General features: G+C 69.6%; 17 protein-coding genes and 2 pseudogenes. 10 read left to right on the plus strand and 9 right to left on the minus strand.

Annotated features, from left to right (window positions below; translation table 11 throughout):
- Nucleotides 1–93: 93 nt before the first annotated feature.
- Both ACFV7R_RS30710 and ACFV7R_RS30715 read right to left on the minus strand, forming a co-directional pair.
- Complete coding sequence (locus tag ACFV7R_RS30710) at nucleotides 94–3,804, minus strand: S8 family serine peptidase (protein WP_385269246.1); 3,711 nt, start codon at nucleotides 3,802–3,804, stop codon at nucleotides 94–96.
- Between the two features lie 577 nt (nucleotides 3,805–4,381).
- Entirely contained in the window at nucleotides 4,382–5,947 is a 1,566-nt protein-coding gene (locus ACFV7R_RS30715; RefSeq protein ID WP_385269248.1) for an FAD-binding oxidoreductase, read from the minus strand.
- A 68-nt stretch (nucleotides 5,948–6,015) separates the two neighbouring features.
- Between ACFV7R_RS30715 and ACFV7R_RS30720 the strand changes: the two genes are divergently transcribed.
- Nucleotides 6,016–6,612, plus strand: a complete 597-nt coding sequence (locus ACFV7R_RS30720) for a TetR/AcrR family transcriptional regulator (protein ID WP_385269250.1) — start codon at nucleotides 6,016–6,018, stop codon at nucleotides 6,610–6,612.
- Nucleotides 6,613–6,618: 6 nt separating this feature from the next.
- Nucleotides 6,619–7,308, plus strand: a complete 690-nt coding sequence (locus tag ACFV7R_RS30725) for a hypothetical protein (RefSeq protein ID WP_385269252.1) — start codon at nucleotides 6,619–6,621, stop codon at nucleotides 7,306–7,308.
- A 610-nt stretch (nucleotides 7,309–7,918) separates the two neighbouring features.
- On the opposite strand, the gene ACFV7R_RS30730 is transcribed toward ACFV7R_RS30725, so the two are convergent.
- The gene (locus ACFV7R_RS30730; protein ID WP_385269254.1) at nucleotides 7,919–8,776 is read right to left on the minus strand and encodes an NAD(P)H-binding protein; all 858 of its coding nucleotides are present in this window, start codon (nucleotides 8,774–8,776) and stop codon (nucleotides 7,919–7,921) included.
- Nucleotides 8,777–8,870: 94 nt separating this feature from the next.
- On the opposite strand from ACFV7R_RS30730, the pseudogene ACFV7R_RS30735 reads away from it, so the two are divergent.
- Nucleotides 8,871–9,356: pseudogene (locus ACFV7R_RS30735) on the plus strand (hypothetical protein); the annotation flags it as partial.
- 16 nt (nucleotides 9,357–9,372) lie between these two features.
- Here the strand turns inward: ACFV7R_RS30735 and ACFV7R_RS30740 are convergent.
- Entirely contained in the window at nucleotides 9,373–10,641 is a 1,269-nt protein-coding gene (locus ACFV7R_RS30740) for an MFS transporter (RefSeq protein WP_385269256.1), read from the minus strand.
- 134 nt (nucleotides 10,642–10,775) lie between these two features.
- Here ACFV7R_RS30740 and ACFV7R_RS30745 point away from each other — a divergent pair, with 134 nt between their 5' ends.
- Both ACFV7R_RS30745 and ACFV7R_RS30750 read left to right on the plus strand, forming a co-directional pair.
- Nucleotides 10,776–11,711, plus strand: coding sequence for a LysR family transcriptional regulator (locus tag ACFV7R_RS30745; protein WP_385269258.1), 936 nt, complete (start codon nucleotides 10,776–10,778; stop codon nucleotides 11,709–11,711).
- A gap of 256 nt (nucleotides 11,712–11,967) precedes the next feature.
- Nucleotides 11,968–13,164, plus strand: a complete 1,197-nt coding sequence (locus ACFV7R_RS30750; protein ID WP_385269260.1) for an RNA-guided endonuclease InsQ/TnpB family protein — start codon at nucleotides 11,968–11,970, stop codon at nucleotides 13,162–13,164.
- Nucleotides 13,165–13,594: 430 nt separating this feature from the next.
- Here the strand turns inward: ACFV7R_RS30750 and ACFV7R_RS30755 are convergent, their stop codons facing one another.
- Nucleotides 13,595–13,729, minus strand: a complete 135-nt coding sequence (locus ACFV7R_RS30755) for a hypothetical protein (protein ID WP_385269262.1) — start codon at nucleotides 13,727–13,729, stop codon at nucleotides 13,595–13,597.
- A 179-nt stretch (nucleotides 13,730–13,908) separates the two neighbouring features.
- On the minus strand, nucleotides 13,909–15,786 hold the full coding sequence (locus tag ACFV7R_RS30760) for a DNA/RNA non-specific endonuclease (RefSeq protein ID WP_385269264.1): 1,878 nt from the start codon (nucleotides 15,784–15,786) through the stop codon (nucleotides 13,909–13,911).
- Between the two features lie 268 nt (nucleotides 15,787–16,054).
- Between ACFV7R_RS30760 and ACFV7R_RS30765 the strand changes: the two genes are divergently transcribed.
- Nucleotides 16,055–16,927, plus strand: a complete 873-nt coding sequence (locus ACFV7R_RS30765; protein ID WP_385269266.1) for a leishmanolysin-related zinc metalloendopeptidase — start codon at nucleotides 16,055–16,057, stop codon at nucleotides 16,925–16,927.
- Between the two features lie 320 nt (nucleotides 16,928–17,247).
- Nucleotides 17,248–17,484 carry a hypothetical protein gene (locus tag ACFV7R_RS30770; RefSeq protein ID WP_385269268.1) on the plus strand — a complete coding sequence of 79 codons (237 nt, stop codon included), beginning with the start codon at nucleotides 17,248–17,250 and terminating at the stop codon, nucleotides 17,482–17,484.
- A 453-nt stretch (nucleotides 17,485–17,937) separates the two neighbouring features.
- On the opposite strand, the gene glpK is transcribed toward ACFV7R_RS30770, so the two are convergent.
- The 3 genes and pseudogenes from glpK to ACFV7R_RS30785 form a co-directional block, all read right to left on the minus strand.
- Nucleotides 17,938–19,452 (minus strand): glycerol kinase GlpK, encoded by a 1,515-nt coding sequence (gene glpK / locus ACFV7R_RS30775; protein WP_385269270.1) that lies wholly within the window; start codon nucleotides 19,450–19,452, stop codon nucleotides 17,938–17,940.
- 11 nt (nucleotides 19,453–19,463) lie between these two features.
- Complete coding sequence (locus ACFV7R_RS30780; RefSeq protein WP_385269272.1) at nucleotides 19,464–20,294, minus strand: MIP/aquaporin family protein; 831 nt, start codon at nucleotides 20,292–20,294, stop codon at nucleotides 19,464–19,466.
- Between the two features lie 197 nt (nucleotides 20,295–20,491).
- A pseudogene (locus ACFV7R_RS30785) lies at nucleotides 20,492–20,635 on the minus strand (IS630 family transposase); the annotation flags it as partial.
- A gap of 733 nt (nucleotides 20,636–21,368) precedes the next feature.
- Between ACFV7R_RS30785 and ACFV7R_RS30790 the strand changes: the two are divergent.
- From ACFV7R_RS30790 to ACFV7R_RS30800, 3 genes are all read left to right on the plus strand, one after another.
- Nucleotides 21,369–24,305, plus strand: coding sequence for an AAA family ATPase (locus ACFV7R_RS30790; RefSeq protein WP_385269274.1), 2,937 nt, complete (start codon nucleotides 21,369–21,371; stop codon nucleotides 24,303–24,305).
- A gap of 16 nt (nucleotides 24,306–24,321) precedes the next feature.
- Nucleotides 24,322–24,474, plus strand: coding sequence for a hypothetical protein (locus ACFV7R_RS30795; RefSeq protein WP_385269276.1), 153 nt, complete (start codon nucleotides 24,322–24,324; stop codon nucleotides 24,472–24,474).
- Nucleotides 24,475–25,172: 698 nt separating this feature from the next.
- Nucleotides 25,173–26,105: a ParB N-terminal domain-containing protein gene (locus tag ACFV7R_RS30800; RefSeq protein ID WP_385269278.1), complete on the plus strand. Its 933-nt coding sequence runs from the start codon at nucleotides 25,173–25,175 to the stop codon at nucleotides 26,103–26,105.
- Nucleotides 26,106–26,172: the final 67 nt, after the last annotated feature.

Consider the following 26,172-nt stretch of genomic DNA (forward strand, 5'->3'; position numbering starts at 1 on the left):
AGCCTGTGGTGATCCGGGGTGCGCGCCGCAACGTCAACGGGCGGGGCCGCCGGCTGCGGACCCGCCCGTGCGTGTGGGCTGATTCAGGTGACGTCAGCGCAGGCCGAAGGCCCGGGTGATCGTCTGCGAGACGCTGTTGTCGGCGCTGTCCCGGGCGGTGACCCGGAGGCTGACGAAGTCGGCGGAGCTCGGCGCCTTCAGGGTGGTCCGCCATCGGTCACCGTGACGGGCAGGCTCCGACCGCTGCCAGGTCGCCCCGTCGTCGTACGAGATCTCGACAGAGAGCTTCCCGATGGCGCTCGTTGTGCCGGGCAGGTGCGAGGCGGTCACCGTCAGCTCGGCGCGCCGGCCGGCCCGGCCGGCCCTGTCGGTGTCCACGCCGTAGTCGAGCTGGATCAGCGGCAGGGACTCGGCCGACGCGCTCCCGGTGGCCGCGGAGGTGAAGTTCCACTCGGTCAGCGTGTGCGTCGAGTACGGGTTGGCCCAGGCTCCCCGGTCGTTGTCGACCACCAGCCGGTAGGGCAGCCGCTCCGCTGCCAGCCCGGGGACCGGCAGGAACTCGGAGTTGCCCCAGTCAAGTTGCCGGTCACCCTGGTAGAGCGACATCCAGTTCTTGACGTCGTAGTTGCCGCGGGCTTCCCCGACGTGGCCGGCTCCGGAGTCACCCCAGCCGGGCGCCGGAATGTACATCGTGTCGAGGTAGCGCACCGGCTGGAAGCCGATCGGACCCATCCGGGGGCGCTGGACAGGCCCGAACCAGCTGACCTCGGCGGTCTTCCCGGCCGGGTAACGAAGGACGCCGACCGAGTGCTGGCCGGTCTCCCTCGGAACGATGGCGTCCTCCAGCCAGGCGGCGTCGGAGGTGACCCAGTCGGTCCGTTCTCCCTGGGCGGGAGCGGTGAGCTGGTTTCCGGCGGTCCAGCCCCGCCAGACGTCGTAACGGAACTCGTTCGCCTTGCCGGGACGGTGGTTGCGGAAGGAGACGTCCACCCGGCCCAGGTCGCGCGGCTCCACCCGCCAGGTCGGGTCCGCCGGGACGGCGCCGGACCAGTGGTGCACCACGTCGTAGACGTAGTCGGTGGTGGGCTGTGAGGCCACCTTCAGCACGACGCGGCCCTGCTGGAGCGCGTCGATCAGGTCACCGCCCTGGTCGGCGTTGAGTGTCGCCACCGTCAGCGGGGCCGGATCCAGAGGGCTCCACGGAGTCTCGTCCCAGGGCTGCAGTCGGCCGATTCGGTCGTTGACGACGAGAAGCACCCGCGCGCCCGCCGCTGCCGCGGCCTGCGCCTGCTCCTTGATCGCGACGGTGTCGCTGCGCCGCACCACCACGGCCTTGCCGCGCACGTCGTGCCCGGCCAGTGCGTCGGCCGAACCCTCGCCGGCGAAGACACCCCTCAGCATCCGGGTGCCGGCCGGCAGCGGCTTGGCCGCACGCTTGACCAGCAGGTCGTCGTAGGTTCCCGACTGCGTGCCCACGGTCAGCGCCGGCTGCTCGAGGCGGAAGCGCGCGCCGAACTCGAACTCGCCGACGGTGACCTTCTTGTTGGTCGGCAGAGCCCAGATGCTGTCGTAGGACGCGTCGGGCAGCATGGAGGACTCGACCAGGCTGTCGGTGAAGGACCGGTGGACGTCCAGCCGCGGCGCGACCGCCGTGGTCTGCCTCGGTACGTGCGCCAGGACCTGACGCGCCTTTCGGCAGTCCAGGGTGACGGTGCGGTCCTGGTCCAACTGCACGTCGGTGAAGCTGAGCAGCGCCATTCCACGCGAGTGCGGCCCGTTGGCCCCCCGCACATCGGCGGTGAGCCATCCGCTGTAGCTGCCCACGGGCAGCCGCGCCGTGCCGGTGCCGGACTCGTCGAGCTCCATCACCGTGAAGAGGTCGTCGGCGGTGAGGAGGACCCTGCCGGAGAGCGGCCTGCCCGAGCGGTCCTTCGCGTTGATGGTCAGGTTCTGCCGCTGTCCCTCCCCGGCGGCGCCGATCAGGGTCCGGGCACGGACCGCTCCGGTGCTGTCCGTGCCGGTGATCATGCTGCTGATCGGCTGGTCGGCCGGCAGCCGGTCCAGTTCCGTGGTCAGGGCGACCGAGGTGGTGCCGTGCGCGGGAACAGTGACCCGGTCCTCGGAGAGGGCGAACAGGCCCGCTGGGGCAGCGGCGTCGATCGCCAGGTCCAGACTGACCGGTGCGTCGCCGACATTGGTGTACGTCACCTTCTGGACGTCGGTCTCTCCCGGCTTCGGGGGCCACGCGTGGAAACCGGAGTAGGCGCTGGCGGTCGCGAAGACCGAGGTGCGCACCGCCGCCACGGCGTCGAGCCGCCCTCCGCCCGCCTGATACGGGGTGTACACAGGCGTGGCCTTGGCACTGCTGACCAGTGCCTCCTTCAGCCGCGGACCGGTCCAGTCGGGGTGCGTGGCAGCCAGCAGCGCGGCGGTGCCGGCGACGTGCGGTGTCGCCATCGACGTACCGCTCATCGTGGTGTAGTAACCCGAGCCGCCCCGTCGGTAGTGGGAGCGGGCCGCGAGGATGTCGACGCCGGGCGCGGTGATTTCGGGCTTCAGCCCGGCGTCGCCGTCACGCGGACCCTGGCTGGAGAACTCGGCGAGCCGGTCAGCGGAGTCGACGGCGCCGACGGTCAGCGCGGCGTCGGCGGCACCGGGGCTGTTGATGGAGCGCGGGCCGCCGTTGCCCGCCGCGATGACGAACAACGCTCCGGTCTCGCGGCTGAGTTGGTTGACCGCCTCGCTCATCGGGTCGGTGCCGTCGCCGCTGCCGCCCAGACTCATGCTGATGATCCTGGCCTTCTGATCCCGGGCGGCCCATTCCATGCCCGCGATGATCCAGGACGACTCGCCCCGGCCCTCGGTGTCGAGCACTTTGCCGATGGCCAGCCGGGCGCCGGGGGCTACGCCCCGCTCCTTTCCGTCGGAGGCGCTGCCGGTGCCGGCCACCGTCGAGGCGACGTGGGTGCCATGACCGTGGTAGTCGGTGATCTCCGGCTCGTAGGGGATAAAGCTGGCGCTGTCGTCGACCTGCCCGACGAGGTCGGGGTGTTCGGGGTCGACACCGGTGTCGAGCACCGCAACCTTCACACCCTTGCCGGTGTTCCCCTCAGCCCAGACGTGCTGCGCACCGATCTGGGCTGTCGAGTCGGCGAGGTTGGCCCTCACCTTGCTGTCGAGCCAGACCTTGGCGATACCACCCGCGAAGGCCGGCTTCGCCGACCGGGCCGCCGCGTCGGCAGTACCGGTGAGTGCGGACCAGAACGCCGGAGCCTGTTCGCGGTTCTGGGCGAGGGCAGCCCCCTGAATGCTGCCCAGCCGGCGGACGACGGTCGAGCCGGCCACCTTCGGCTGGGTCCGGGACCTGGCGGCGGCGTCGGTGTAGCGCACGATAAGCGGCAGCCGGGAGGCGTGCGCGTCGTCGTAGCCGTCGTTGATCAGCCGGGTCACATTGAACAGCTGCTTGTCCAGCTTGCCGGCGCTGACGTACGGCAGGACGGCGTCGGGATAGACGTACGTCGAGCCGTCGACGACAGCCCGGTGGAAACCTGTGGCGGCTCCGTTCGCGCCTTTGAAGGACCGGACTACGGTGCCGTCCGCAGCGGTGCCGATCGTGACCTTGTCGCCGGTGATCAGGGTGACGGTGTGTGTGCTGCCGTTGCCGGGCGGCCGTTGTGCGGCGCCGGCAGGCGGCACGGGACCGGCCGGGGGCGCAGATACGGCGGTGGCGGCCGGTATGACCCCGAGTGCCAGGGCGGTGACCACGCCGAGCGCGATCGGCCCCGGTCTGGGGATGGGAACCATGGGCAAGGAGACTCCTCAGACGCTTGCGAAGAGTGGAAGACGCCTGATCGTCCGGCCGCACTCAACCGTGCTCAAGAGTCCGGCGCCGTCGCGTTTGTGCCATGGCGCAGTTGCGACGCCAGGGGATGGATCCACTGGCGTGGCTGTGTCGCCCCGCCGACCGCGACACCTCCTGCCGGGCGTGTGACAAGACGGGCAGTACGCCAACGGCCCTGGTCGGCTGCGCTATGCTTGATCTTGAGTGAGCCGCCGCAACTCGCGGCGCCTGGCTGCGCGTTGGTGGTCCAAGGAAAGACGCCCCGCTTCCTGCGGGGAGATGCAGGTGCAAGGCCTGCCCGGCGCTCCGGACACGACACCCTCCCACCCCGGCATCAGCGGGCTGGGAGGGTGTCGTGCGTGGTGGCTGCGCTGCCGCAGGTCCGTTCTCCGGCGGGAACTGCCGTGCTGTGCCATGCCCTCAAGCACGGTCCGGTCCGGCCCCTGATCAGCGGGCCTTGTGGGCGTGCGGACGTCGGGCGCTCCTGGCGCGGTTGCCCGGTCTTGTTGCACCGTCACGTTGGGCGGCGCTGTGGGAGGGTCATTGCGCGGGCAGGAGCACTCCGGGGTTGAGGATGCCGGCCGGGTCGAGAGTGTGTTTGGCCGCGGCGAGTGCGGCGGCGAAGGGGGCGGGGCGCTGGCGGTCGTACCAGGGCCGGTGGTCGCGGCCGACCGCGTGGTGGTGGGTGATCGTGCCGCCGTGTGTGGCGATCGCTTCGGACACCGCGGCCTTGATGTGGTCCCACTGGGCGATGGTGCTGCCCCAGCGGCCGGGGGCGTAGACGCTGAAGTACGGTGCGGGCCCGTCCGGGTAGACGTGGGTGAAGCGGCAGGTGACCACGCCCGTTCCGGCGACCTGGTACATGGCCTGCCTGGCCGCCTCGGTGACTGCGTGGTGAAGTTCGTCGAACTGGTCCCAGGTGCACGCCGTCTCGAACGTCTCGGCGATCACCGAGTGGCGGGCCAGTGCGTCGCGTTGATAGGGCATCCGCAGGAACGATGCGCGCCAGGTGTCGCCGACGACGTCCTGCGCGTTCTCGGCGGACGGTTCGCCGCCGTGGTCGCGGCACAGCTCCGCGGCTCTTGCCAGGTGGCCGCGTACCGGATGGTCCGCGGATTCGAAAGCGAGAACGAGGATGCCGCCGCCGACGGTCACACCCGCGTGGATCAGCGACTCGGCTGCGTCAAGGAGGCGGCAGTTCGCGGGATTCAGCCCACTCTGCGCGATCGCCCGGGTGGCCGCCACCGCCGCGGCGTAGTCAGCGAAATGCGCAGACGCCTTGGCGCGCCACCGTGGTCGCTCCTGCAGGCGCATCCACGCCTCGGTGATGACGCCCAGAGTTCCTTCGCTGCCGAGGAAGAGCCGGTCCGGTGACGGTCCCGCGCCGGAGCCCGGCAGCCGCCGTGACTGGCTGATCCCGATCGGCGTGACCACCCGTATCGACTCGACGAGGTCGTCGATGTGCGTGTACAGCGTCGCGTAGTGACCGCCGGCCCGGGTGGCGAGCCAACCGCCCAGCGTCGAGAACTCGAAGGACTGCGGGAAGTGCCGCAAAGTCACGTCATGAGGTTTGAGCTGTGCCTCCAGATGCGGGCCGAACACCCCGGCCTGAATACGCGCTGCCCGGCTCGTGGTGTCGATCTCCAGGACCCGGTCAAGACGCTCGAGATCGACGGTGACCACGCCACGGCCGTCGCACCGTGGCTCGACGCCACCGACCACCGAGCTGCCGCCGCCGAACGCAATCACCGCGATGCCCTCGCGAGTGCACCAGTCGAGCAGGTCGACCACGTCGTGCTCGTCGCGGGGACGCGCGACCAGGTCCGGCACATGGCGCAGATCTCCGTGCAGGTTCCTCACCACGTCCCGGAACGCCTTGCCGTGCGCATGCGCAGCCCGGTCGCCCGGGTCGGCGGAGCACAGTGAGGCGAGCGAGGCCGGTGCGCTCACCCGTGGCTCCGGCAGCCCGAGCGCGGCGACACTCGGGGGCTCGTGACGCGTCAGCTCGCCCGGTACCAGTGCCCTCACCCGGGCCAGCAGCGCCTCCAACTCCGCGCCGCGGACCTCGTCCTCGACGTTTCCCCATCCCCACCACGACCGTGTCATCACCCCTCCTTGAATTGACCCACAGGTAAATTACTCTTCAGTCACATCATGGGCTAGGGTGAGGCGCCATGAGCAAGGCCGGCACCAAGGGCGTCTCCCGCGCCGATCGGGAGCGGCAAATCATCGACGTCGCAGTGGAGGAGTTCGGCAGGCACGGCTACGCACGCGTGCCCGTCGCCGCGGTCGCCCAGCGCGCGGGGATCTCCAAACCGTTGATCTACAGCTACTTCGATTCCAAGGACGGCCTGTACCTCGCCTGCGTCCGCCATGTCGGCGACCTGCTGGTCGACTCCGTGGCTGCGGCGCAGGCCCGCAGCGGCTCCACCGGCCACGCGCTGGACACCCTGTCCGCGATCTTCAACGCGGTCGACCGCTGCCGGCGCGCCTGGTCCCTGCTCTACGACCCGGCACTGCCGCCGGCCGGTGACCTTCGCGACGCCGCGCACCACTATCGACAGCAGCTCGCCGCCATCGGCGCTGCGGGCACCGCACAGCTCCTTACCCGTGCCGGACATGACGACCCGCTCGACCACGACCTGCTCAACCATGTCTGGCAGCACGCTGTCACTGCCGTCATGCGCTGGTGGTACGACCACCCCGACCAGTCCCCGGCCGAGATGACCGACCGTTGCGCCCGCCTGATCAGTGCGCTTGGGCCCCATTGACCGCCGGTGTCGCAGCTCTCTTGCTCCGAGGCCCGCCGGTGCACAGCCCGCAGCGTCGCCGGCTCCACGGCGAGCGAGGGCAGCGGAGTCGTGGGCGGCGGGCAGAGGAACGACGGGATGCTTCCCGTCCACGGCGACCGGGACGGCACCGGGACCAGATCGAACAGGACGCCGGGGTCGAGGCCGGCGGCCATCCTGGGAGCGGCCATCGCCTACTCGGCCTCTGCCGCAGGTCTCACGGGTGTGCGCCACCGGAGCGCACGCGCCGCGGCGCCGACCGGGCGACGGCGGCTGCAGGCCGAGATCGCGGAGGGGCTGCGCCACGTCTTCGGCAGCAAGGAGCTGCGTGCGCCGGCGCTCACCGCGACGCTCACCCACCTCGGCGCCCAGATGATCAATGCCGTGCTGCCGGTGCTGTTCATCCGCGACCTGGGCCTGTCAGCCGGGGTACTGGGCCTGTATTGGGCGGCCGGTGGACTGGGCATCCTGCTCGGCGCCGGCGGCGCCCGCCGCCTTGCCGCCCGCTTCGGCCACGGCCGCGCCCTGGGGCTTGCCGGGCTGCGGTTCGCCCCTGCCGGGCCGGCTGTCGCCCTGGCCGGGCGCGGGCCCTGGCTGTGGGGGGCCACTGCCGACCGGCAGCCAAGACGAAGACGGGGGTGGACAACGTGCTCGGCGTCAGCCTGCGCCAGCGCCTGACCCCGGACGCGTTGCCGGGTCGAATGAATACCACCTTCCGCTTCCTGCTCGCCGGCGCGCTCGCCGTCGGCTCCGCGCTGGGCGGACTGATCGGGGAAACCACAGGCGAACGCGTGGCTGTGTGGGCGGGAGTGGTGTGCCTGGCAGGCGCTTTCCTCCCGCTCCTCTGTTCCCCGTGCGCACGATGCGGGAGCTCCCACCAGCACCCGCATCCCCGCCACCACGCCCCGCGTCACCGACAGCCACCTCGCAGTCCTGACCGAAAGGGCACCAGGCTCTGCGACTTCCCTGCAGAAGAACGCCACCGCCCACGAGGCGCGGCATCCGCTTTCCCAGGAACTCCCCCTGCTGACCATGGCGCTCGCTGCCGTGCGGTCCACGCTGATGCTCAGTCCGTCCAACTGAAGCGCTCACTGGCTAACCGGCGCGCTCAGTCACAGGACGTGAGCAGCGACGTCGTTTCGACGCGGGACGGGGAGTCGCAACGCTCGTGCGAAGAGCCGATGTTCACGAAAGCGGGAGCCGTCCCTGGTCTCATCGGGCGGGGCCGGACGCGGTCGTCACCTGTGCTGCGGATCCTTCCGCGTCCGTCCCACGTACTGCGCGGGGGCTAGGCCGTGACCGCGGGGGGCTGTGCCGTGAAGGCGTCCGCGTGCTCCGCAGCCCACTGGGCGAAGGTGCGGGCCGGGTGGCCGGTGACCTTCTCGACGGTGTCGACGACCGTACGGCCCGCCTCCGGGGTGTTGCCGTACGCCTCGATCAGGAAGCCGATCACGTCTTCCGGATGGCCCGCCGCCCGCCACTGCGCGACGGCCTGCTCCTCAGTCAGCTCGACCAGGGCGATCTGCCGGCCGCGGGCGGCGGCGATCGTCGCCACCTTGTCGCCGACGGTCAGCAGCTCGGGGCCGGTGATCACGTACTCCTGACCCCCATGCCCCTCCTCGGTGAGCGCGACCGCGGCGACGGCGCCGATGTCGCCCTCGTGGACCATGGCGCTCAGCCGGGAGACGAACGGCTCGCGGACTTCCCCCGAGGCCACGATCCGGTCCGCCCACTCAAGGGCGTTGGCCATGAACTCGACCGGCATGAGTACGGTCCAGTCCACACCCTCCTCGGCACGTACGGCGTCCTCCAGCAGGGACGGCCCGCCGCCGTGCAGCACGGTGACCCGGCGCACGCCGGCCGCGCGGGCCAGCTGAAGGATCTGCGGGCCGGTCTGAAGGGGGGCGAAGTAGGCCCCGCCGAAAGTGATCAGATGGAGGCCGGTGACGCCCTGAAGGGCCGGCCCCAGGCTGTCGGGATCGGTCAGGTCACCCTGGACGACCTCGACACCGGCCGGGAGGGCGGCCCTCGCCGCATCCCGGGTGAGGGCGCGGACCGCGTGGCCGCGGGCGAGCAGTTCGGTGATGACCTGGCGGCCTACGGTTCCGGTGGCACCGGTGACAAGGATCTTCTGCGTCTGCGTCATGCCACGACCGTAGAGAGCCTTGCGGTCAGTTTCTGTCCGCAAGGCTCGAGCCGGAAGCGGCGACAGTGACCGTGCAGGGGGTTCTGAGGCCGCAGCCGACCAGACCGGCATCAGCATCATCGCTGTCGACCCGGCCTACACCTCGAAGTGGGGCGTGCAGCACTGGCAGAAGCCCCTCGCTTCGAAGAACCGCACAACCACCCGTCACGACGCGGCTGCCGTGGCGATCGGCAGGCGCGCCCAAGGGCACCCCATCCGGCTGGGGGTACCTCCCAGGCCCTTAAGGCACGGGGGGAGGACGGCACCGCCCCCTGCTCACCGGAGTGATGAACAGGGACATCGGACCACCCAGGCCGACCGGTGTGCCCCTGGGCGTGAGGGAACCCGCCGCCTCGTCACGGACCGTGGCCAGGAGCCACGCGCCCGGACAGGAAGACACCAAGGAACGCGGGCGACCAGCGCACCCAAAACCGTTCGGGATGCGCGCAGTGCCGGGCAGTGGGTCCAAGACTCACTCCTGCTCACTGATCAGGAACGGTGGACCGCTCCGAAGAAGGGCGGCGCAGCCCGGTCGCGGTGACGGCCGTGGCGGCCCGTCAGGTGCGGCTCGGTGCCGGTTCCGGCTCGGAGAGATGCGCTGCCGCGCGGCGGGGGAGCAGCAGCGGGGTCGCCAGCAGGAGCACGCCGGCCAGGCCGATGGCTGTACGCGGGCCGAGCAGGCTGCCCAGCACGCCCCAGACGGCCGTCAGGAGCGCGGTCGAGGCCTTGGTCGTCACCGCCCAGGCGGTCAGCGTGCGGGTGACCCGGTCGGTCGCGGTGCGCTGGAGGCGGCAGGTGGCGTAGACGGGGTTGAAGACCCCGCAGCAGAAGATGAGCCCGAGTTCGACGCCCGTCACCAGCAGCAGCCCTCCGGTGCCCGGCCCGAGGAAGGCCAGGCCGATGGGCCAGATCGCGCGCAGCGCCCCGGCCACGACCATGACCTGGTGCTGCCCGAACCGGGTGACGAGTGGTCGGGCCAGCCGCGAACCGAGCAGCCCGCCGATCGAGGGCGCGGCAAAGGCGAGACCGTACTGCCACGGTGCGAATCCGAGTTGGCCGAGCATCAGGACGGCCAGCAGCGGCGAGGCGGCCATCACCAGGCCGTTGAACAAGGCGGTGTTGAAGAACAGCGGACGCAGCGTCGCGTCGGCGAGGATGTACCGCCAACCGTCGAGCAGGTCCCTGGCCCGCATGCGCGCGGCCTCCCGGCGCTCGGGCCGCAGTTCGTGCCCGCTCATCGCGCGGATGCCCAGGGCCGAGAGCAGGTAGCTGACCGCGTCGGCCACCACCGTCGCCACCGGACCGAGGAGCCCGATCGCCGCGCCGCCCAGCGGCGGTCCGATGATCGTGGTTGTCCAGGCCGTGGACTCGAACCGGGCGTTGGCGACGAGCAGGTCCTCGGCCGACAGCAGCGTCTTCAGGTACGCGCCGGAGGCGGCGCGGAAGGTGATGTCGGCCGCCGCGACGACGACCGAGACCAGCAGGAGCTGAAGGAAGGTGAGCACGCCGAGCGCGAACGCGGCGGGGATCGTCAGCAGCGCCGCGAACCGCACCAGGTCCATCGCGATCAGCACGGGCCGCTTGCGGCGGAACTCCACCCACGGGCCGAGCGGCACCGCCACAGCCGCGCCCACCGCAGCCCCCACGGAGGAGAGCACGGCGACCTCGGCCGGTCCGGCGTGCAGCACCTGGATGGCGATCAGCGGGAACGCGCCGAAGGCGAGCCACGTGCCGAGCGCGCTGGTCCCGTACGCTGCCCAGAGCCACCCGAACCGCCGCCCCAGCCGATGTCCGAGCAGCTGTCCCAGCCGGTGTCCGCTCCTCATGCCTGATGCCCCTCGCCACTCACCCGCACAACCGATCCGCGATCGAAAGCATCAAAGCGAGCACCGTACCCAGGGATCAAACAACCGCAGAGCCGCTCGGTCACAACCAACAGTTGTACACATAGGGTGTCGGCATGGACCTCGACACCGTCCGGACCTTCGTCGCTGCCGCCGACGCGGGGCAGTTCCAGGAGGCCGCCGTCGAGCTGGCGGTCACCCAACAGGCCGTCTCCAAGCGCATTGCCGCGCTGGAGCGCAACCTCGGCGTGCGGCTGTTCACCCGCACCGCGCGCGGCGCCGAGCTCACCATCGACGGGCAGGCGTTCCTGCCCCACGCGCGCGAGCTGCTGCGCGTCGCCGAGCGCGCGGTCACGTCCGTGCGCCCCGGTCGCCGTCCGCTGCGCGTCGACGTGATCGCCTCGCGCGTCGCGCCATCGGGCCTGATGCGCGGATTCCACCGCGCGCACCCCGAGATCGAGCTCGACGTGGTGATGCTGTTCGACATCGAGACGGCCGTCGCCGCCATCCGGTCCGGCGCGATCGACGCGTCCTTCCGCGCCGTCGCCGTGCCCGGCCGGCCCCTTCCCGAGGACATCGAGTCCGTCCGGGTGCTCGACGAGCCGCTCCAGCTCCTCACCGGCCCCGCCCACGCGCTGGCGGGCGCCCGGTCGGTGACCGTCGCTCAGCTCGCCGGGCACCGGATCTGGATGCCCGGCATCGTCCCCGGTACCGAGTGGGCCGCCTACTACGACGACCTCGTCGCCGAGTTCGGCCTCACCCTCGAGGCGACCGGCCCCAACTTCGGCTCCGACGCGCTCCTCGACACCATCGCCGACACCCCGGCCCTGGCCACCTTCATGGGCGAGCAGACCCGCCTTGTCTGGCCCGTCGACCACGGCCTGCGCCGCATCCCGGTGACCACCCCGATGCCCGTCTACCCGCACTCGTTCCTCTGGCACCGCGACAACCCCCACCCGGCGCTGGCCACCCTCCGCGCCTACCTCGCCGCCACACCGGCCGGCCACGACGCCGCCGGGACCTGGACGCCGGGCTGGGTGATTCCGCGCTGAACGCCACCGCGTCTTCGATCATCGTGGTCGGATCAACGGACGGTGACTCGGGGCAGGCGTGGCCATCGGCACACTTCGGCTTTCCCCTCCGTGTGCCTCATCTGGTTACCTCCGTGGATACTCCGCCCTTCAGGGCGGAGAGGAAACGGACTCCTGCGGAGCAGGGCAGGGAAAGACGATTCGCCGTCAGGGCGGATCGTCGTTCAGCCCCAACTGCCCGCAGAGATCCCGTAAGTTGATGTGATAGTTGTGAGGCGTGAAGACCGGCCATGTGAAGCGGGCGTTCAAGTACCGCTTCTATCCGACTGATGCGCAGGCGGCTGAGCTGTCGCGCACGTTCGGGTGTGTGCGGAAGGTCTACAACATGGCGCTCGCCGCCCGTACCGAGGCGTGGGCGCGGCAGGAGCGGGTCAATTACAACGCCACGTCGGCGATGCTGACGGCGTGGAAGAAGACCGAGGAACTCGCCTATCTCAACGAGGTGTCGTCGGTGCCGTTGCAGCAGGCGCTGCGGCATTTGCAGGCGGCGTTCACGAACTTCTTCGGTAAGCGGGCCAAGTATCCGCGGTTCAAGAGCCGGAAGAAGTCGCGGAAGTCGGCGGAGTACACCACCAGTGCGTTCCGCTACCGGGATGGCCGGCTCACGCTGGCGAAGATGAGCGAGCCCCTGGCGATCGTGTGGTCCCGGCCACTCCCGGAGGGCGCGGAGCCGTCCACCGTGACCGTGTTCCAGGACAGCGCGGGGCGCTGGTTTGTGTCCCTGCTGTGCGAGGACCCCGGCGTCACCCCCTTGCCGGTAGCGGGTGCAGCGGTGGGTATTGATGTCGGCCTGGATCATCTGCTGACCCTCTCCACGGGGGAGAAGATCACCAACCCTCGGCATGAGCGGCGTGACCGCGAGCGGCTGGCCACGGCCCAGCGGGCGCTTGCCCGCAAGGCCAAGGGTGACGGGGCCAACCGGGCCAGGGCCCGGCGCCGGGTCGCCAGGATCCACGCCCGGATCAGCGACCGCCGCAGGGACTGCCTGCACAAGCTGACCACTCGACTCGTGCGCGATAACCAAACGCTCGTGATCGAGGACCTGACCGTGCGCAGCATGGTCAAAAACCGGAGTCTGGCCCGTGCCATCAGTGACGCGGCGTGGGCGGAGTTCCGGAGCATGCTGGAGTACAAGGCCGCCTGGTACGGGCGGGAAGTGATCGCGGTGGACCGCTTCTTCCCCTCCTCCAAGCTGTGCTCCGCCTGCGGCACCATGCAAGGGCAGATGCCGCTGAACGTCCGGTCCTGGACGTGCAACTGCGGAACGGTCCATGACCGGGACGTGAACGCGGCGAAGAACCTTCTGGCCGCCGGGCTGGCGGTATCTGTCTGTGGAGCTGGTGTAAGACCTCAACGGAGAACTCCGGGCGGGCAGTCGGCGGTGAAGCAGAAACCCTCACGGCGCGAGCCGTGAGAATCCCCCTCGTTCACGAGGGGGAGAAGTCAACTGCCTTGACGGTCATTAAGGCTGTGAACTGCCGATTCGGCTCAGGCACCCCAGATGAGGCGTACGGTCGCGATTGACGAGCGCGGGGACAACTAGCCCAAGATCACCCGCCAGGCTCTCACTGAGCGGGGCGTCGGAGCGGACGCCCCGACCAGGAAAAGACCGTGGCCGTACTCGGTCACGGGGGCGGGCAGCGGCAGTACAGGAATATCAACGTCGGACGGCCGTCCTGGGCTCGCCGAGGCCCGGGCGCTGATTCCGAGCAGTCTGGCGTGTTCTCCATACCATGAGACAGCAGCCAGTGCGAGGTTGAGGCGTGGGCCAGTCCCGCCCCCGCTCCGACGCTTATGTCCCGACGTGGACGTACGCGGCCCAGAACGTGAGGGTTCTGGGGTGTTCATCTCGCAGTTGGCGTATGACCTGGTGGAGAGCCCGGGCGGTCCGCTCGGGGCGGACGGCCGCGTTGCCGCTTGGACCGCAGCGTCGTCACACCACCGTTCCCCCAGCGGGCATGCCAGGCATAGGCGGGCATCCGTGAGACCCGTAACCGCCGCGCGACCTGCGGCGGTGTCACCCCTTACGCGAATGACTCGGCGGCCTTGAACCGCACTTGCTCCCGCCGGGCCCGCTGCTTCGCGGTCAGGCCACCCCATCGGGATACCGCATGACACAGGGATACACCCACCAGCGAGATCACCGTGACCCTGGGCCCTAGCTCCAGTCGATGTCGGACTGACGCTCCAGCGGGGTCCGCTCCTCCAGGGACTCCGGGACAACCAGCGTGTCCGCCGTGGTCATCGCGGTGGAGAACCGCAAGTGGGTCCGCGTCTGGATCTCGGACAGCTTGACCTGGAACACCCGGAACTCGTCCAGCTCGAGGGCTTCGGACACATCCAGGTTCTGCGTCAGGAGGAACGCCTTGCACTTGAGCTTGCCGTCCTCGGAGAAGACGAGCACCTTCCAGAACTCGCGCGGGAGTTTGACTCCCCGGAAGACACGGTCGTCCTCGTGGAAGATCGGGCCGCCGAACACGCTGACCTTGAGGTCATCGACACGGACATCTTCGAAGACCGCGTCTTCGAGGTGGCCCCAGATGCCGTTCCGCCCGCTCTGGTTGAAGTCGTCCATCTGCGGAGTGATGTTGGTGTAGAAGAACGAGTCCCTGTTGGCCTTCTTCGCCTCGGGCAGCGAGCCCCACACGACGTCGGCGCGGCGCGCGATATGGCCACGGTCGAGCCGGTTGTTGCGTCCCTTGTACAGCTCGTTGCTGACCTGGGCGGCAGCCGGAAGGCGCGGGTCCTTGACGAAGCCGATGCCCTTCCGGTCGAGTTTCTTCAGGGTGCCGCCGTCGATGTTCCAGGCCACCCAGAAGGCGAAGCGCCGCGATGTGCTGAGGGCCAGCGAGAAGTGCGTGTAGGGGACCACCTCGGACCCGCTGAGCCGGACGGCATCCCCCTTGATCGACCGGTTGAGCTGCGGGGTGCCGATCGGTACCGCGAGGAAGCCCGGGTCGTACCCGGTCACGGCCTCCAGCGATTCGGGGTCCGGCGGTGCGAGGGTGATCTTCAGTTCGTCGAAGACCGCCTGGGGGAGGCAGGCCAGAGCGCGGTCCTCGGGGTTCCCGTCCCCCTCACCGCCGAAGTGCAGACCGGCCATTACGTCCGTGGGCTTGCCGGAGCGGCTGGTGAACATCCAGACCGATCCGGAGTCGCCGGGCAGGCTGATCTCGTTGCCCTCCGCCGGATGCTTGGGGTCGGGGCCTATCTCGAAGCATTCGATCTCGCGCACTCCGACCGGCTCGTCGTAGTCGATGCTGACGATGGCGAAGGGCCTGCTCACCACACCGTGCGTGACACCCGTGGTACGGCCGCTCTTGACGACCTTGTCGTCGATCTGCGGTTCGCCCAGCTTCGTCGGTGTGACATCGAGGTCGAGGATGTCCATGGCGAAATCACGATCCGTGACCGTCGACACCGCGCAGTCGCCGCCCCTGCCGAGGTGGGCGCGCTTGAGTCTGCCGAGACGGTTCAGTGCGATGCGGCTGTCGTCCTTCTTGCCGGGCTGCACGACCACGTCGCCGAGTTCGCCCTTCCGGCCGTTCAGCACGTGCCAGTTGCTCAGCACGCAGGGCGAGCCGTCGTTCCTGTCGAAGGCGATGCACCCGAAGGTGCCGGCGCTCACCTTGACGTTGCCGACGCTCACGCCGGGACGGGCCGGATCGACGCGCCGCTGACGCTCCGGTGTCTCGCCCTCGTCCACCACGAGGAAGTGCGGCTTGTAGGAGCGCTGGACGACATCGGTCGGCACCTCGACGCCGCCACCTATGTCGATGACCGCGGGGATCTCGGCGGTCCTCAGTTCCTCCAGTTCCTCCGGCCGGACCTTTTTGTCGACCGTGAACTGAAGGGCCAGTTCCTTGCCCGGTTTCCCGTTCTTCTCCTTGTACCCGATACCGATCGAGGACACATTCGGGTCGCTGAGGAACCCCGATCCCCGGGCACGGATGAACTGCTTGAGGTCGCTGATCAGCTTGTCCTGGCCGCTTGCGGAGGGCTGGGGATTGACGGACGCACGCTTCTTGGCGGCCATTGAAGGCTCCCTTCACGCATGGAATTCAGGCGTGAGAAGCCCTACCGAAATCATGGGGATCCAGCGGTGGTTGAAACCGAAGCGAACGGCCTGGGCTTCCCACTCTGTCGTGCACTTCCAGCATACGAGCCCCGAAAATGTACTGCCATGTACGGCACTGAAAACAGGCGAACATTCAACGATATTTGGTTGCATCGCCTACAACTCCGAACAAGTTTAGCGTGGTTCAGGAGGGCAAGGCCGGCTACATACGATGGGAGAAGTAGCCATGGGCAGGGAGATCAATTACGCCTTTGAGACCCACAGAGCAGTCGCTGACAGCGGCCGTGCCGCGGAGCTCGCCGCGACCACGTCTCCGTTCCAGATCGAGGTGCGGTTCCTCGGAGGACTGACGGGTAGTCAGAAGAGCGCCTTCGCCGAGGCCGCGGACCGTTGGACGCGCGTCATCGTGGGAGACCTGGAGACCGCGATCATCAACGACCTCACCGGCAGGGTCGTGGTCGACGATCTCTTGATCGACGCCGAAGGCGTGCCGATCGACGGTGTGAACAACGTTCCCAACATTCTCGGGCAGGCCGGCCCGACGCGGTTCCGGAGGGACGACGCGGCCAGCGGAGCGGGACTTCCCGTGAAGGGGCGCATGATGTTCGACAGCGCGGACCTGGCCCAGATGGAAGAAGAGGGCTCACTCCTCGACGTCATTACGCACGAGATGGGGCACGTACTGGGAATCGGAACCGTCTGGACGGATTTCGGCTTCCTGAAGAACTTCCCCGGCCCGGACCCGACCTTCGTCGGCCCCGGCGCCATGAAGGAGTTCGGCAGGCTCACCGGAGAAGGGCCCACCCCGGTGCCGGTCGCCAATGTCGGCGGCGCCGGAAGCGCGGGCGGCCACTGGCGTGAGAGCGTCTTCGACAACGAGTTGATGTCGCCGAACATCGATGGCAGCAACAACCCCCTGAGCCGGCTGACGGTGGCGAGCCTGGGGGACCTCGGATACACGGTCGATCTCGACGCCGCACAGGACTACGAGCTTCCGAATCTCCTCGAGATCGCACGCTCCGGCCGCGTCCCGACCGCGGTGCCGGAGCATGTGGTGCTCCCGACCATCCCGACCCGTATCCCGGCCGAGAGGCCCTGACGGACCTGACGAGGTCGGCAGTACGGCCCCGGCGCGTTATCCGCGCACTGCGGAGCAGCTCGCTGACAGTGAGCTGCTCACCATGCCAATCGCTCGACCGGGCACCGAAAGCCCATGCTCGGCTTGCATGGCGGTCAGCGGGGCCAGGGCCCGGCCCTCGGCCATCTCCTCGGTGGGACGGCGCAGACGCGTAGAACAGATCCTTGAGGCCGGTGTGTTTGTGGGTGAGCTTGTTGCGTCGAAGCCCGGCTTCGACGGCGAGGGAGACGATGGTCAGCTTGCCGTCGGAGTGCAGCGGGGCGCCGATCAGCAGGCGGACCATGACGTCGGTGATGGCCCGGACCTCCGCGGCGTCCTCGGGCCCGCTGTCGGCGGATGCGTGGGCGAGGGCTTCGCCGACGATCCGGCACTGGGACGTGGTCCCGGCCGACCAGGTGCGCCTTGTCCTCGCCGATCCCGGGGCGCAGGACGGCGGTGGCTCCGCGGTGGGGGCGACGCTGCGCCTGGCGGCCCGCCCGGTGGGCGCGCTTCGTCCCGCGGAGCGAGCGGGCGCGTGAGTGGATCCTCGCGGTGGAAGGGCTGCTGGCAGGCGCGGTCGAGGATGAGCGCGCCGGCCATCTTGCCCTGGGGGCCGTCGTCGAGCGCGTGGCCGTAAATTTGCAGGACCACGGCCGGGTCTGCGGTGTCGCCGCGCCAGGTCACGTGGACTTCCGAAGGCGGACGGTGAGCTCACCGAGACCCAGGCCCGCGTCTTGTGCACCGCGATGACGCGGCCCTCGCACACGCCGGGATCGGCGTCGGCTCTGCCCTCCTCGGCCAGGACACGCGGCTCACTCTGGCCGTGAAAGCGGTGTGGTGATCCCCGTTCCTCCTCGCCGTCGCCGCGTCCTCGCCCAGGAGATCAGTGACGGGCTGCGCCTGCACAAGCAGGCAGCTTCCATCCGAGCGTCCAGGTGACTTTGCCGATGGTCATTGAGAACTTCTGACCCTGCAGGCGCCCGGAGTCCCGGTTATTCGACCTCGACCCAGTCGAGGCTGCGTTCCACGGCCTTCTTCCAGCCCGCGTAGCCCTTCTCCCGCTGCTCGTCGCTCCACTGCGGCTCCCACCGCTTCGACTCGTGCCAGTGCAGGCGGAGCTCGTCGGTGCTCTCCCAGAAGCCGGTGGCGAGCCCCGCCGCGTAGGCGGCGCCGAGCGCGGTGGTCTCGGCGACGACCGGGCGGCTGACCGGTACGCCGAGGACGTCGGCCTGGATCTGCATGCACAGGTCGTTGGCGGTGACGCCGCCGTCGACCCGCAGTACGTCGAGTGTTACCCCGGAGTCCTGCTCCATCGCCTCGGCCACGTCGCGGCTCTGGTAGCAGATGGCCTCCAGGGTCGCCCTGGCGAGGTGTGCGTTCGTGTGGAACCTGGCGAGACCGACGATCGCCCCCCGGGCGTCGGAGCGCCAGTAGGGCGCGAACAGGCCGGAGAAGGCCGGTACGAAGTAGATGCCGCCGCTGTCCTCCACCTGCCGAGCCAGTGTCTCGACCTCGGCGGAGGAGGAGATGATCCGCATCTGGTCGCGGAGCCATTGCACGGCGGACCCGGTGACCGCCATGGACCCTTCCAGCGCGTACACCGCCGGGGCGTCCCCGAACTGGTAGGCCAGCGTGGTCAGCAGGCCCGTGCTGGACCGGACGATCTCCGTGCCCGTGTTGAGGACCAGGAAGTTGCCGGTGCCGTAGGTGTTCTTCGCCTCGCCCGGCCGGAAGCAGACCTGGCCGACGGTGGCCGCCTGCTGGTCCCCGAGGACGCCGGTGATGGGTACGGCGGTCCGCAGCGGACGGGTCGTGCGGGTGGCCCCGAACGCCTCCGGGTGCGAGGACGGGTTGATGGCCGGGAGCATGGCGCGCGGGATGCCGAAGATGTCGAGCAGTTCGTCGTCCCAGTCGAGGGTCTCCAGGTTCATCAGCATGGTGCGGCTGGCATTGGTGACGTCCGTGGCGTGGATGCCGCCGTGCGGACCGCCGGTGAGATTCCACAGCACCCAGGCGTCCGTGTTCCCGAAGACGGCCCGGCCGTCCTCGGCGGCCTCTCGGACACCGTCGACGTTCTCCAGGATCCACTTGATCTTGCCGCCGGAGAAGTACGTCGCCGGTGGCAGCCCCGTCTTGCGCCGGACAAGGTCGCCGTGCTCCCGCTCCAGCGCCGCGGCGATCGAGTCGGTGCGGGTGTCCTGCCAGACGATCGCGTTGTAGTACGGCTGACCGGTGCTGGGATCCCAGATGACCGTGGTCTCCCGCTGGTTGGTGATCCCGATGGCCGCCAAGTCGGCGGCGGACAGGTCACCCAGGCGGACGGCGTTCTGCATCGTGGAGTTCGTACGTTCCCAGATCTCCACGGGGTCGTGCTCGACCCAGCCGGAGCGGGGAAAGATCTGCTCGTGTTCGAGCTGGTGGCGTGCGACCTCGTTGCCGTCGTGGTCGAAGATCATGAAGCGGGTGCTGGTGGTTCCTTGGTCCACCGCGCCAACGAATTCAGGCATGGTCCTCCCTCTCACTCGTCCGGCGCGGGCACCCGGCCGGGCTCCTGCTCGGCGACCGGCAGGTAGGGGCTGATCAGCAGGCGGTAGAGCCACGCCCCGAGCGGGCCGCCGATCAGGGGTCCGGCGATCGGTACCCAGAAGTAGAGGTCGCCGTACTGATCCCGCCAAGCGCCTCCGTAGCCCGTGAGGAACGCCGCCAGCCTGGGGCCGAGGTCGCGGGCCGGATTGATCGCGTAGCCGGCGTTGGTTCCCCACGCCATGCCGATGGCGACGACGATCAGGCCGATGATGAACGGGGCCATGTTCGCGCCCGGCGGCGTGTTCAGCAGGTCGGTGACCGCGAAGACCAGCAGCACCAGCAGGGCAGTGCCGATGATCTGGTCACGGAAGGCCCCGAACTGGCTGATCGGGAGACCGCCGTTGCCCGGCAGGGTGGAGAAGACGATCTCCGTCTTGTCGGTGTGGCCGGGGTCGGCCTTCGCCAGCACCTCGCTGTAGTTCCAGCGCACCAGCAGGGCAGCGACAAAGGCGCCTGCCGTCTGGGCCAGCGCATACGGCAGGACCTTGCTCCACGGGAAGCCCTTGAAGGCCGCGAGCGCGAGGGTGACCGCGGGGTTGATGTGGGCGCCGCTGACCCGCGCCGCCACGTAGACACCGAAGACGACGCCGAGACCCCAGCCCCAGGCGATGCTGTCGTGGTCACCCAACCCACCGTCGGTCAGCGCGCCACCGGCGACGACCTGCGCGACGACACCGCATCCGAAGAGAATGAGGATCATGGTGCCGGCGAACTCGGCAGAGAGTTCGCCGACGAGGCGTGCCTTGGACGTAGATTCCGGCATGTTCAGATTCTCCTCAGCGCGGGCGCGAGCGGCCTCCGCAGACGGGCCAATCGGGTGAACCGGCACCTGGAGTCCGGCGCCCGGAGGCGGAACGGCCGGTCAGGCTTCGGCGGCGCGCAGTCGTCGTCCCCCTGCCGTGGGATGGGGATGTATCGCCCGTTCAGCTTGCCTTTCGACCTCGGCAGTGTCCTGTGTGCGAGGCGGTCCGGGAAGCGGCACATCACGCTGGCGTCGAAGGTCTCGGTGAACACCATGAAGTGCATCCGGCCCTTGGTGCTGATCGCGGACATCGCGTTCACCGAGAACCGGTTGCCGGTGCGGCGCACGATCGGGGTGCGCCCCAGTGAATCGGGGCTGACGGCAGGCGATGGCTGCGGTATGCCGCCGACATGAGGTATGTCCAGGGCGTCGGCCTGAAAGCCGAGGCCCGTATGAAGGGGGAAGTCCACCCAGTACGGGGCCTTGTCCAGCATCCGGCACTTGGTCGAGATGCCCGAGCTGAACGCCTCACCATCGAGGTGGAGTTGATCCATCCCGCCCTCGTATGGCCGGTGGCGTGGCCATGGCCGTCGCGGCTGGGGTGCCGCTGGGCTCCTGGGCCGGCCAGCTGCTCGGGTGGCGCGGCGCGTTCTGGCCGCCGTGACAGCACTGGTCATCGGCCGGTTCGTTCCCGCCGAAGAACAGCCTGCCACCGCCCCGCCCCCGCACACCGGTGGGCGCTGCGGACCCGGGCGGGTTGTTGACCGATTTCGCGGCTGGACGCCTGTCCGCAGTCTCCGCAGAGTTGCCCATACAGGGGTGAGTCGGGTCAGGGTGGTGCAGGATGCTGAAATCGTCGTGGCAGCGACGCGGAATGGATCACCCGCCATGCGGCCCGTGCGGATGCGATGAGCCGAGGATTGCCGTGCATGTCGAATTCATCGAAGCCTTCGTCTCCTTTCGATGGCGTGTATTTTTCCGCTGTGGCAGAATCGGGCCCAGGTGGGGCAAAGTCAGAGTGGAGCGACCGATTCGGACCCTTCGGTGAAATTCGCATGGGGGAACGCTCGGTCAGGATACGGGGGGAACTGACTCATGGAACTGGTGGAGCGGGAAACCGAGTTATCCCTGATGCAGGACATGCTCGACGCCTGCGTGTCCGGGCGTGGCGCAGTCCTGCTGGTGAGTGGCGCGGCCGCCACGGGCAAGACAGCACTGCTTCGCGAGCTCGGTGCCCGCGCCGATTCCGCGCAGACACTGTTTCTGCAGGCCACGGCGTCCGGAGCGGAGCGTTCGCTGCCGCTCGGCGTGATCGAGCAACTACTGCTCGGCGCTGGGCTGCCGGGCGCCGACCTGGAAGTCGCCGTCAGCCGCTTCGACTGGGACGCGGCTGACGAACTGCGCGCCCCCGCGGAAAGGGAACTGCCCGCGGCGGTCGTCAGTGATATCACCGGCGTTTGCGGGATTCTGTTGGAAAAGTCAAAAAAAATCCCACTGGTGTTGTGCGTCGATGACGTTCAGCATGCGGACGCCTATTCGCTGGAATGCCTGCTGTATGTGGCGCGCAGAAGCGAGACCGCCCGAATTCTGGTGGTGCTCGGCGAGAGCAGCAGCTTCCCGGTGGAGAATCCGCGATTCCGGATAGAGCTGCTCCGACTGCCGAGCTGCCGGCACGTCCGGCTCCGGCTGCTCACGCGCCAGGGCGTCGGCCGGATGATCGCAGTCGGCGCAGAGGGGCGGCGGGCGCGCCTGCCCGCCGAGGAGTTCCACCGGCTCAGCGGCGGGAATCCCCTGCTGGTGCGGGCTCTGCTCGACGACCGCCGCCAGCTCGCCGCGGACAGCGACGTGCCCCGTGGACCGACGGCGGAAGCCGTACTCGGACCGGCCTTCGAACAGGCCGTCACCACCTGCCTGTACCGGAGCGACGCCGCTATGCGGCATGCAGCGTGGGCGCGCGCGGTACTCGGCCCGGACGCCTCGGACGCGACCCAGGCGGACGTCCTCTCCACCACACCTGAGGTGGCGCGTCGCGATCTGGACGCGCTGGACGGGACGGGGCTGTTCAGCTCCGGCTGGTTCCGTCACGACGCGGTCCGGCCCGCCGTCCTGCGCAGCATGGACCCGGCGTACCGCGCCCGTCTCGAAGCCCGCGCCGCCCAGGTGCTGCACGACCATGGTGCCTCCGCGACCGCACTGGCCCGGCACCTGATCGCGGCGGAACCCTTCGACGCCCCGTGGGCGCTGCCCACCCTGTTGGAGGCGGCCGACCGAGCGCTGGCCGAGGACGAGACCGGATTTGCCCTGGACTGTCTGCGGGCCGCCCGCGACCGATGCCCCGACGAACGGCAGGCGCTGTCGATCAAGGCCCTGCTCATGCGGGTGGGCTGGCGAGCCGGTCCCGGTGCCGGTTCCGGCCAGCTGCCCGAACTGACCGCCGCCGCCCTCGCCGGACGGCTGGGAGTCCGGGACACCGAGGCGCTCATCGCCCATCTGCTGTGGTTCGGCCGGCTCGACCAGGCCCTCGAGGTGCTCGACACCGCCGAACGGCGCGACACCGAAGCGACCGACGCCGACCCGGGCGACGTCGGACCCGACGTGAAGGATCGTTTCGACGCCGTACGGCTGCGCACGGCCATCCGCTTCCCGGGGCTCTCGCAGCCCACCCCGTCCGGCATGTTGGGCGCCCTGCGCGGCTTGCTGCCCTACACCCGAGGCGTCGAACATCGGGCGATACGGCTGCTCGCCGATGTCATGGACCGGCCCGCCGACGCGGACGGCGAACGCGACGCCGTCGCCGCGCGGGCCGAGCAGATGCTGCAGGGCACCCGCCTGGACGATCACACACTCCCCGTGATCCTGATCGCGCTGTCGGCTCTCGTCGTCGTCGACGACCTGGACAAGGCCGTCTCCTGGTGCGGCCTGCTGGTGAAGGAGGCGCAGGAGCGCCGTGCGCCGATGTGGCAGGCGCTGTTCGCGACGGTGAAGGCCCTCGTCGAGATCAGGCTTGGCGCACTGGCCGACGCCCGAGAGGCCGCCCGTACGGCGCTCGCCCTGGTCCCGCCCGAGGGATGGGGAGTCGCCGTTGCCGCCCCGCTCGCCGCGGCGCTGTTCGCCGAGTCTGCCGGGGGCAGACTGGAGGAGGCTGCCGACCGGCTCGGCGACCCCGTCCCGGAGGCGGCCTTCCATACCTGGGGCGGTGTCCTCTACCTCTCGGCGCGCGGCCGTTACTACCTCGCCGCCGGACGCCCGTATGCCGCCCTCGACGACTTCCTGGAGTGCGGCAGGCTGGCCACCCGATGGGGTCTCGACCGGCCGGACTGGCTGCCCTGGCGCGGCGACGCCGCCCAGGCCTGCCTCGCGCTCGGTGACATCCGGCGCGCCCGCTCCCTCGCCGATGAACAGCTCACCCAGCTCGGCGGCCGACGCTCCTGGGCCCGCGGCGTCACGCTGCGCGTGCTCGCAGCCACCGTGCCCGTCGGGCAACGGCCGGCTCTCCTCGACGAAGCCATGGAAATCCTCCGGGAGCGCGGCCACCGCTACGAACTGGCCCGCGCCGCGGACGACTCGGCACGTACCCACCGCGAACTCGGCAACGCCGGACGAGCTCGGTCGCTGGCCCGTACCGCCCTGCGGCTGCTGCACGCATGCGGCGCCGAGCAGCCGGCGTACGACCCGCCGGAGGCAGCCGCCGGCAGCGGTGGCGACAGGGGTGCCGAACAGCCCTCCACGCACGAGCGGTCGTGGCCGACGACCGTCGGAACCCGCCCGCAGCCGGTGGACGAACTCAGCGATGCGGAACTGCGCGTGGCGACGCTCGCCGCCCGCGGGCACACCAACCGGCAGATCGCCGCGCAGCTGTTCATCACGGTCAGCACTGTCGAGCAGCACTTGACCCGCGTGTACCGCAAACTCAACGTCAGGCGCCGGATGGGCCTGGTGGCGCTGCTGCGCAGCACCGCGCAGCCGGACCAGCAGGAGTGGTCCCCGGGACAGGACGACGGCGAGGCAGGGAACCGGCTGCGGTCCTCGTAGGCGTCCGCACGCCGTCATGTCAACGGTGTCCGAGCGGGCGGCGGCCGGTGCCGTCGACGAGTGGTTCGGCCCTGCCCCGTTGCGGCCCTCCAAGTGCACGGCTCTTCTCCCTGACGTCCGCTTCGTCACCGGTGTGCCCGGCAACGGTCCCGCGTCGCAACAGTTCTAGGAGACGTCCGGTCACACCGCGGTCAGCATTCGCTGTGTCCTCGGTGACCAGTGTGTGACCCGCGCGTGTCCATTCTGGGTGCAGGACCGGTTGCCGCACGCCCTTCCCCCCGTCGGCTCGCCGGCCACCCCCGGTTCCGTGCCCGTGTCGGCCACCGCCCCGAGTCGTGCCTCTTCCCCCGGTAGGGGGCGCGTAGGGGTGCTTAGGGGTGCCGCACCGAGATCGAATTGATAGGGGTACTGGCGGCAGAGCCGTTTTGTTACTGTTGCTGCGCGTTCGAGGCATCATCGCAGGTGGTGCGGTGAGGCCAGGTGGAAGTGAAGGACACCGGTCACGGCCGGGGTTCTCGCATTCGACGGGCATGCCACTTCTCACATTTCGACCGGACGGCCCGGGACGAAGACGGTACGGAAGTCATCCGGCTCACTTGGGAATTCGTCGGCGATCCCGGCGACACTGCTCCCGGTGCCCGTTCGAACCCCGATGCAGGCCGGCCGACCAGGCCGTACGCCATCGTCGGCGCGCATTCTCGGTGGCCGAAGTGCGCCCATGCACGCCCACTTCGCGCCGACGGGGGCGCGTTGAACGGCACACCCGGGCACCGGTCACATCAGTTCACTTAGGGGGAAGCGGAATTGCAACCTGGTCACGGGACGGTTGATCAGAACCTGGTTGTGGAAGTCGAAATCGATTCTCTGGTGACGGGGGATTCGCCGCGTGTCTCCGGAGCCGATCCGGAACATGTGGAAGCACTCGTGGCGGCGCAGGCGCCGCTGCCTCCCATCATCGTGCAGCGATCCACCATGCAGGTCATCGACGGCCTGCACCGACTCAGCGCCGCCCGGCTCCGCGGCGACGACAAGATCTGCGTGGTGTTCTTCGACGGCGACGAGGCCGAGGCCTTCGTCCTGGCGGTGGAGTCCAACACCACGCACGGGCTTCCGCTGACCACGGCGGAGCGCAAGCTGGCGACCCGGCGCATCATTGCCTCGCACCCGCAGTGGTCGGACCGCATGATCGCCTCGGTCGCGGGCCTCGCGCCCGGGACGGTCGCGACGATCCGCCGGCAGACACAGGACGTGCCCACCGCGCAGACCGCCCGGATCGGACAGGACGGGCGGGTCCGCCCGATCAACATCGCCGAAGGGCGTCGGCTGGCCGGACAACTCATCGCCGAGAACCCAGGCCTGTCGTTGCGTCAGATCGCCCGCGCGGCGGCGATCTCCCCGGAGACGGCACGCGACGTGCGCAACCGCATGCTCAGGGGCGAGGACCCGATGCCGAAGTCGCGCACCCGCAAACAGGCCGGAGGCGCCGCCGCCCACGAGACCGAGCCGAGGGACTTCACCGTCCCGGCGGTGAGAACCGTTCTCGAACGGACGCCGGTACAGCACCGCACCGCCGTCGTGGAACGGCTCAGGGCGGACCCCGCTCTGCGGTTCAGCGAGACGGGGCGCGCACTGCTCCGGCTGCTCAACGTCTACACGATCAGCGCCCAGAACTGGGAGGAGATCATCGACAACGTCCCGCCGCACTGCGGTGGCATCGTGGCCCGCCTGGCCAACGAATGCGCCGGCATGTGGGCGGAGTTCGCCACGCGTCTGGAACACAAGGTCGTCGAGAGCGCCTGACCGCGACGGCCGGCGCGATGCTGGTGACCACACCGATGAGCAGGCATGTGACGGCGAGCCCGAACCA

The sequence above is a fragment of the Streptomyces sp. NPDC059866 genome (assembly GCF_042731325.1).
In the GTDB taxonomy this organism is placed as follows: Bacteria; Actinomycetota; Actinomycetes; order Streptomycetales; family Streptomycetaceae; genus Streptomyces; species Streptomyces flavusporus.